The 6,943-nt window shown below is 62.1% G+C and carries 7 protein-coding genes and 1 pseudogene; 5 read left to right on the forward strand and 3 right to left on the reverse strand.

Annotated features, from left to right (window positions below):
• Nucleotides 1-74: 74 nt before the first annotated feature.
• Nucleotides 75-1,163 carry an IS5 family transposase gene (locus ABUH87_RS10885; RefSeq protein ID WP_367767718.1) on the forward strand — a complete coding sequence of 363 codons (1,089 nt, stop codon included), beginning with the start codon at nt 75-77 and terminating at the stop codon, nt 1,161-1,163.
• Nucleotides 1,164-1,282: 119 nt separating this feature from the next.
• Here ABUH87_RS10885 and ABUH87_RS10890 read toward each other — a convergent pair.
• Nucleotides 1,283-1,672, reverse strand: a pseudogene (locus ABUH87_RS10890) (IS630 family transposase); the annotation flags it as partial.
• 103 nt (nt 1,673-1,775) lie between these two features.
• Between ABUH87_RS10890 and tnpA the strand changes: the two are divergent.
• The 4 genes from tnpA (at nt 1,776) to ABUH87_RS10910 (ending at nt 4,784) form a co-directional block, all read left to right on the forward strand.
• Nucleotides 1,776-2,225 (forward strand): IS66-like element accessory protein TnpA, encoded by a 450-nt coding sequence (gene tnpA / locus ABUH87_RS10895; protein WP_367773465.1) that lies wholly within the window; start codon nt 1,776-1,778, stop codon nt 2,223-2,225.
• Nucleotides 2,222-2,575 (forward strand): IS66 family insertion sequence element accessory protein TnpB, encoded by a 354-nt coding sequence (gene tnpB, locus ABUH87_RS10900; RefSeq protein WP_367773467.1) that lies wholly within the window; start codon nt 2,222-2,224, stop codon nt 2,573-2,575. Before tnpA ends, tnpB begins: the two co-directional genes overlap by 4 nt.
• Before the next feature lie 92 nt (nt 2,576-2,667).
• On the forward strand, nt 2,668-4,176 hold the full coding sequence (gene tnpC, locus ABUH87_RS10905) for an IS66 family transposase (RefSeq protein ID WP_419956690.1): 1,509 nt from the start codon (nt 2,668-2,670) through the stop codon (nt 4,174-4,176).
• Complete coding sequence (locus ABUH87_RS10910; protein WP_367773471.1) at nt 4,173-4,784, forward strand: UPF0149 family protein; 612 nt, start codon at nt 4,173-4,175, stop codon at nt 4,782-4,784. The genes tnpC and ABUH87_RS10910 overlap by 4 nt, the downstream gene beginning before the upstream one ends.
• A 300-nt stretch (nt 4,785-5,084) precedes the next feature.
• Here ABUH87_RS10910 and ABUH87_RS10915 read toward each other — a convergent pair whose 3' ends face one another.
• Complete coding sequence (locus ABUH87_RS10915; protein ID WP_367773473.1) at nt 5,085-6,206, reverse strand: IS110 family RNA-guided transposase; 1,122 nt, start codon at nt 6,204-6,206, stop codon at nt 5,085-5,087.
• A gap of 45 nt (nt 6,207-6,251) precedes the next feature.
• On the reverse strand, nt 6,252-6,839 hold the full coding sequence (locus ABUH87_RS10920; RefSeq protein WP_367773475.1) for a helix-turn-helix domain-containing protein: 588 nt from the start codon (nt 6,837-6,839) through the stop codon (nt 6,252-6,254).
• Nucleotides 6,840-6,943 lie beyond the last annotated feature (104 nt).

Here is a 6,943-nt window from a genome sequence, read left to right on the forward strand (position 1 = left end):
TGGACGCCTCGAAAAACCTCTGGCGCATAGCGGCCTGAGCTGATTCACTGCCTTTCGTGAGAGCGGAGGCGATGATGGCGGGACAGCCGGGTTTCTTTGACCTTTCGGACCGATACGAGGCGCTCAGCGCCGCGGGCGATCCGCTTGAACGGCTTACGGCCGTCGTCGACTTCGAGGTTTTCCGCGGTCCGTTGGTGGCGGCGCTGCGGCGGAGCGCCCGCGGCAAGGGGGGCAGGCCGCCGTTCGATCCGGTCCTGATGTTCAAGATCTTGGTGCTCCAGGCACTGTATTCGCTGTCGGACGAGGCGACCGAGTTCCAGATCAAGGACCGGCTCTCGTTCCAGCGGTTCCTGGGGCTCGGGCTGGACGGCACGGTGCCCGACGCGACGACGGTGTGGCTTTTCCGCGAGAGGCTGGTCAAAGCCAAGGCGATCGACCGGCTGTTCGTCCGCTTCAATGCGGCGCTAACCGACCGGGGCTATCTCGCCATGGGCGGGCAGATCATCGACGCCACGGTTGTACCGGCACCCAAGCAGCGCAACACCCAGGAGGAGAAGGCGGCGATCAAGGAAGGCCGGATCCCCGAGCACTGGAAGGACAAGCCTGCCAAGCTCCGCCAGAAGGACCGCGATGCGCGCTGGAGCGTCAAGTACACCAAAGCCAAGGTGAAGGAGGGCGCTGATCCCAAGGCGTTCAAGCCGGTCGACCTCGCCATCCCGATGTTCGGCTACAAGAACCACATAGGCATCGACCGCACGCATGGCCTGATCCGCACCTGGGATGCCAGCGCCGCCAATGCTCATGATGGTGCAAGGCTGCCGGTCCTCATCAGCCCTGACAACACGGCGTCGGGCGTATGGGCCGATACAGCCTACCGCTCCAAGAAGAACGAGGCGTTCCTGGCCAAAGGCATGTTCACCAGCAACATCCATCAGCGCAAGCCGCACCGCCGGCCCATGCCCAAGCGCATCACGCGAGCCAATGCGAGGCGGTCGGCAGTCCGCTCAGCCGTCGAGCACGTGTTCGCCGGCCAAAAGCACCGCATGGGGCTCGTCGTTCGCACCATCGGCATCGCCCGCGCCCGCATCAAGATCGGGATGGCAAACCTGGCCTATAACTTCCAGCGTCTCACCTGGCTCGAGGGGCGTATTGCGCCCGCATGATGCCGAAACCGGTCTTCGAGCCTTGAGCCACCACGAAATTCAGAAGATTACCGCCCCGAAACAGTGCCGAGCCGCACTTCGTGCGCCATCATACCGCCGTCACGCCGAAAATAGGCGGTTCTTCGAGGCGTCCAGTTGTCGCGCATGAAATGCCACAGGTTCTCGACGGGGTTGAGTTCGGGACAGCGCGGCGGCAGCGGCATCAGCGTGATATTGGGCGGCACGACCAGTTCGGCCGAGCCGTGCCATCCAGCCTGGTCGAGCAGCAGGACGGCATGTGCGCCCGGGGCGACGTGGAAGGCGATTTCCTCCAGGTGCATGCCCATCGCCTCGCTGTTGCACCTGGGCATGACGATACCGGCGGCCTTGCCTTCAGCAGGACAGATAGCGCCAAAGATCCAGGCCGAGGAGCGGCGCTGATCCTTGGGCGCTGAAGGGCGGGTCCCGCGCTTCGCCCAGCGCCGGGTGAGCTTGGTCTGCTGGCCGATGCGGGCTTCATCCTTACATGAGGGTTCGATTGTCAAGGCGTTAGCGGTGCGAGGTCCCCACATGGACGGCGAGCATTGTTGAGCCAATGCCCCTGCCTTTGAAGCGGCAGTGGAGATGGCAGCGATGTTCGATAAGGGCACTGACGGGGTGGACGGCGCTCAAAACAGTGCGGCACAGTGTGCGAATGCGGATTGGGACAGTGTGCCGCACAGTGCGAAGCCGGGTTTGAGCGGGTCGACGGTCCTTGGCCCTCAAAGGCGCAACCGGAGATGGGACGCACGAGAAAAGGCGCGGATCACAGCGGAAAGTTTTGAGCCGGGTGCCAACATCAGCGCGGTGGCACGGCGCCATGGCGTCAGCCCTGGCTTGCTTCATTACTGGCGACGTACGGTGCGCGATCGGGCGGCGCTGGAGCCGATCTCATTTGTACCGCTGGAGGTGGATGACGGTGGGCGCTCCCCAGAAGGTTCTCTGGAGCTGGAGATCGACATCGATGGCGCCCGTGTCTTCGTGCGCGGCGCGGTGGACGCAGGGGTCGTACGCGTTGTGTGCGAGGCGCTGCGTCAGCGATGATCGGCGGGCACAGCGATCTGAAGGTCGTGCTGGTCGCGGGTCCGATCGACTTCCGGGCAGGTATCAACAGGCTCGCGTCGCTGGTGGCCAACGAGTTGGGCCGTGATCCCTATTCCAATGATGTCTTTGTCTTCCGGTCCAAGCGGATGGACCGGCTGAAGCTCCTGCATTTTGACGGTTCGGGGACCGTCATGGTGACAAAGTGGCTGGAAGCCGGAAAGTTCTTCTGGCCGCCCGTGACAGGCGGAGTGATCAAACTGACCTCGGCGCAGATGACACTGCTGCTGGGCGGAATGGACTGGCGCCGCCTTGAGGAAAACCCGGTAAAAAAGCCCCAGATGGCAGGATGAAAGTGGCGGTTTTGCTGGGGTTTGAGGGGGTTGTATGCTAACAAAATCAGGTGTCCCGCCCTTCGCAAGATCATGCTGACGCACTCGGTGCAATGACCCGGCGAGTGGCGGAATTGGAGGCTGAGCTTGAGGCGGCCTCCAAGCTGCTGAGCACTTATAAAGCGATGCTTTTCGGCTCGCGCTCGGAAAAGGCCCGGGTCGTTTTGGACGGGCAAGAAAGTCTCGATCTGGGGGACCTTGGCGCCATCTGCATAGCGACGCCGGCTAATGACCATCCGATGCCCAGGGCGGCAAAGCCCCGAGCCAAGCGCAATATCGGCGCTCTGCCCAAACATCTGCCCCGGGTGATCCACGTTGTTGAGCCCGAGAGCACGCAGTGCGCCTGCTGCCGGGGCGGCATGCACAAGATCGGCGAGGACGTAAGCGAGGCGCTCGATGTCGTGCCCGCCATCCTGCGCGTCATTGCAACTGTCCGTCCGAGATATGCCTGCCGCGCCTGCGAGGGGAGCATCGTCCAAGCGCCTGCGCCTCGCAGGATGATTGAAGGCGGCATGACGACGACTTCGCTCATCGCCTGGATCGTGACACAGCGCTTCGCCTGGTACCTTCCGGCCTATCGCCAGGCCCAGATGCTCGCGGGACACGGCCTGCAGATTGATCGATCGACGCTGACCCGCTGGGTGAAGCGTGCCGCTTGGTGGCTCGAGGGTCTCTATGATCTGCAACTGCAGGCGATCCATCGCCAATCGCGCATCCACGTCGACGAAACCAGGATGCCAGTGATCGCGGGCGGCAAGGGCAAAGTCCGCATCGACCAGTTCTGGACCCATGGCATGGACGACCGTCCCTGGAACGGCCCGGCACCACCGGCGGTGTGCTACGTCCATGCCCGATCTCGAAGCCATCGCACGATATCCGAGCAGCTTGGCAGCTATCATGGCGTGCTTCAGGTTGACGGCTATACTGCCTACAAGGGCCTTGGAGATCCGAACCGATCTTCCGGTGCGATCCAACTCGCGTTCTGCCTTGCTCACCTGCGTCGACGCTTCGTGGATCTACATAAGAGCACTCGATCGCCGATCACTGCGCAGATCATCGACCTGCTGGGCCGTGTCTATGGGATTGAGGCAGAAATACGTGGCACCAGTGCCGAGCACCGGCTTCTCATACGACAGGAGAAATCCAGGCCAATCATGGAGGAGCTCAAGGTGCTGCTCGACAACACCTTGTCGCGCGTTTCACGGGCTTCAGATCTGGCGGGACATATCCGATACGCGCAGGGCCACTGGCGTGGCTTAAACCTCTTCCTCGAAGATGGGCGGATCGAAGTCGATAACAACATGATCGAGCGGCAAATGCGCCCGATTGGTATCGGCCGCCGCAACAGCCTGTTCGCCGGCAACGAAGGCGGAGCCCATACGTGGGCAGTGCTCGCATCCTTGCTCCAGACCGCGAAATTAAATGGGCTCGATCCCTACAACTGGCTGAACGATGTGCTGATCCGGATGGTCTCGGGCGAAGTCCTCAACAACGATCTGGATCAACTCCTCGCCTGGAACTGGCGACCTGCCAACGATCCCGCTGTGCAGTGGGCCGCATGAGCAGCAGCAGTCGCTTCAAGCGCCCCAAGAAGCCCCGAAAGGCGCGCACACTAACGCATGAAAAGCTCGAGGAGTGGCTGGGCAGCCGTGGTAATCCAATGCCGGGCGTATCGATGATTGACGGCTACCTCGCCGCACTCGTCGTATCTCCCCAATTCATTCCTCCTGAGGAATGGTTGCGCCCCATAGTCGGGGAAGGCATCGCTTGGGCGCCGGATGGCAGTATGGAGGAAGTCGTCCGTAACACGATCTTCCAGCGCTATAGCCAGATTGGAGCGACCCTGTCCGGTGGGCCCAAACGCTACGCCCCCATCTACATGCGCACGGACGACGGCGAAGTGCTCCTCGAGCAGTTCGCCAATGGTTTCTACCTTGGCATGCGGCGCAGCATTGACGATTGGAAACCGCACATATCCAATCCGGAAATCGGTCGCCCGCTCACCGCCATCCTGGGGCATTGCACGACGATGATGCCAGAGGATCAACGCCAGCGCGCACTGCAAGGCCAAGCCACCGAGGTCCTTGCCCAATCCTGGCAGGTCGTTCCAGAGCTCATCGAGATGCTTCACGTCAGACTTGCCGGCGCTCGGAACGTCGAAATCCGCTGAACTGCAGCGTCAACGTGGGGCGCTCGCACCGCTAACGTCAAGGCTATGGCGGCATGTCGTTCATCCTGTCGATGGCGATACATTCATCGTTCTGCGAGCGAGTTGGAGCGGCACTGTGCGGCAGCCTTGGCCGCGTAACCTTACATGCGGTCGGATTCGTGGAACCCGTAACCATAATGCCTCATGCACGAGGCAAGGCCCCGATCGAACACGACCAACCTGCCACGCGGCAGTCTGGTGTGACCATTGACGAAGACGGTCGTGCTCCTCGCGTCGCCGCGGGTTTTCCAGCGGCGATTCCTATGCGGCTCTGAGCGTGCTGCCGGCCGGGATTTCTCCGGTCTCGGTGAAGCGCCAGAGCGCGATCAACAACTTGCGCGCCATCGCAACGATCGCGATCCGGCGTGTCCGGCCCTGCAGCTTACCAACGCGCTGGCGGAACCAAGCGGAGAGTTCGCTCTCAGGCTGATAACGCAGCCAGAGCCATGCCAGCTGCACGAGCGTTTTTCGCGCTCGCGCATTGCCAGCGCGGCCGATGCGCCGGTCTCGATCCATGTCGCCACTCTGATGAGGCATGGGTGCCAAGCCGACATAGCTCGCGAGCTGTTTTCGATTGCCGAAAGGACGGTAGAATACTTCACGCGCGAGAACCGCAGCAAAATTGTCGCCGACGCCATAGATGCTCCGCAACGCGGTAACCTTGGAAGCAACAGGATCATCTGGAGCGGTAGCAAGGACCTCATCCCGTTCCGCGTCCAGCTCGCGGATCAGGTCTAGAACAAGGCCAAGCCGTCGGCGCAGTCGGTTTATCTCTGCAGCCAGGCGAGGCGGAAGCTTGCGGCCGTCGCCGGTCTGGAGCGCGGCGAGATCTCGCTCCCAGTTCCGCAACGAGGGTCGTGACCGGATGCCTTGGGTCGCTAGAAGCGCCAGTATCTGGTTCTCTAGCCGCGTCCGGTCCTGCACAAGATGCTCGCGCTCCCGATGGATACGCTTGCCGTCTTCCTCCTCAGGCGAGGGCACCTGGACCATGCTACAGATCTGACTATCGCCGGCCAGATAGGCGGCGAGCACCCGCAAGAGTCCTTCGGCATCGAGGCGATCGGTTTTCGCCCGCTTCGCTCGTCGGTTCACTAAAATGCTGGTCGGCTCGACAACGTAGGCCGCAATGCCATGGTCAGTCAGAAGCCGATGAATCCAGAACCCATCTCGTCCTGCCTCAAAGCAGCAGGCAATCGGCGCAGAATCTTCGGATGGCCGTTGGTTCGGTCGAAGCCCTTTGAAAAGCGTCAGCAGCGCGGCGGTGTCGCCTGCGCTGATCCGATGCATGCGGGTTTTCTGAGCGCCGGCTAATCGCGTGCCGACGAGCCATACCGAATTGCGCAACTCGAGTGCAACAAGGGTAGTATTGCTTTGGAACGACATGATGCGGCTCCCTGGCTTGAGGACGCCGCCATAGTGAACCTTCCTTCACTCGGTGTCCGTCCTCATAGCATCTGCCACCACAACTCTACGCGCGTTTCTTTGGGGAGGCTTTTGCGGATTTGCGCCAGACGGGCGCTGAACTCTTTTTAAAAACGGCAATGTCGTCGGTCCGTTGCCCCCGATGGCGGGGCGAGCCGAGAGCTTGCGGTAGCCCATCGTGCGCAACTCATGGCCCAGGGCCTGCTTGCTGATCGACACCTCGAACTCGTCCCACAGCCATTGGGCCAGGTCGATGATGCGCCAGCGCACCACCCCATGCACGGCAGGGATCGGCCCGGTGGCGATGATGTCCTCCAGTGCCCGACGATGGTGGTCGTCAAGAATGGTCCTGGGGCCCGGAGCCTTGCGCGTTGCCAAGCCTGCCACTCCGGCCTCGTTGAAGCGCAGGACCCAGTCACGGATGATCTGCAGCGTCCCTCCCGCAACCTTGGCTGCATCGCTCCGGCTGCCGCCGTCCAGGATCGCTGCGATCGCCAGCAGCCGCCGGACCTGACCGGCATCCTTGCTGCTCCGGGCAAAGGCCCGAACCTGACCAGAACTCAAATCCTCCCGCAACCTGATCGCCGCCGCCATCGCAAACCTCGTAACCGACCGGTTGAGGCCGCCTGCCGGGAGGTGAGTTGAGCGCGTAAGAGACGTCCATAAGGACGTCGTTATGGACGTCCTGAGTGAGAGCG

The sequence above is a fragment of the Novosphingobium rhizovicinum genome (assembly GCF_040813635.1).
Classification (GTDB): domain Bacteria; phylum Pseudomonadota; class Alphaproteobacteria; order Sphingomonadales; family Sphingomonadaceae; genus Novosphingobium; species Novosphingobium rhizovicinum.

Coding starts and splice junctions, on each gene's coding strand:
- ABUH87_RS10885 (WP_367767718.1), top strand. CDS start 75: ATGGCGGGACAGCCGGGTTTCTTTGACCTTTCGGACCGATACGAGGCG.
- tnpA (WP_367773465.1), top strand. CDS start 1,776: ATGTTCGATAAGGGCACTGACGGGGTGGACGGCGCTCAAAACAGTGCG.
- tnpB (WP_367773467.1), top strand. CDS start 2,222: ATGATCGGCGGGCACAGCGATCTGAAGGTCGTGCTGGTCGCGGGTCCG.
- tnpC (WP_419956690.1), top strand. CDS start 2,668: ATGACCCGGCGAGTGGCGGAATTGGAGGCTGAGCTTGAGGCGGCCTCC.
- ABUH87_RS10910 (WP_367773471.1), top strand. CDS start 4,173: ATGAGCAGCAGCAGTCGCTTCAAGCGCCCCAAGAAGCCCCGAAAGGCG.
- ABUH87_RS10915 (WP_367773473.1), bottom strand. CDS start 6,206: ATGTCGTTCCAAAGCAATACTACCCTTGTTGCACTCGAGTTGCGCAAT.
- ABUH87_RS10920 (WP_367773475.1), bottom strand. CDS start 6,839: ATGGCGGCGGCGATCAGGTTGCGGGAGGATTTGAGTTCTGGTCAGGTT.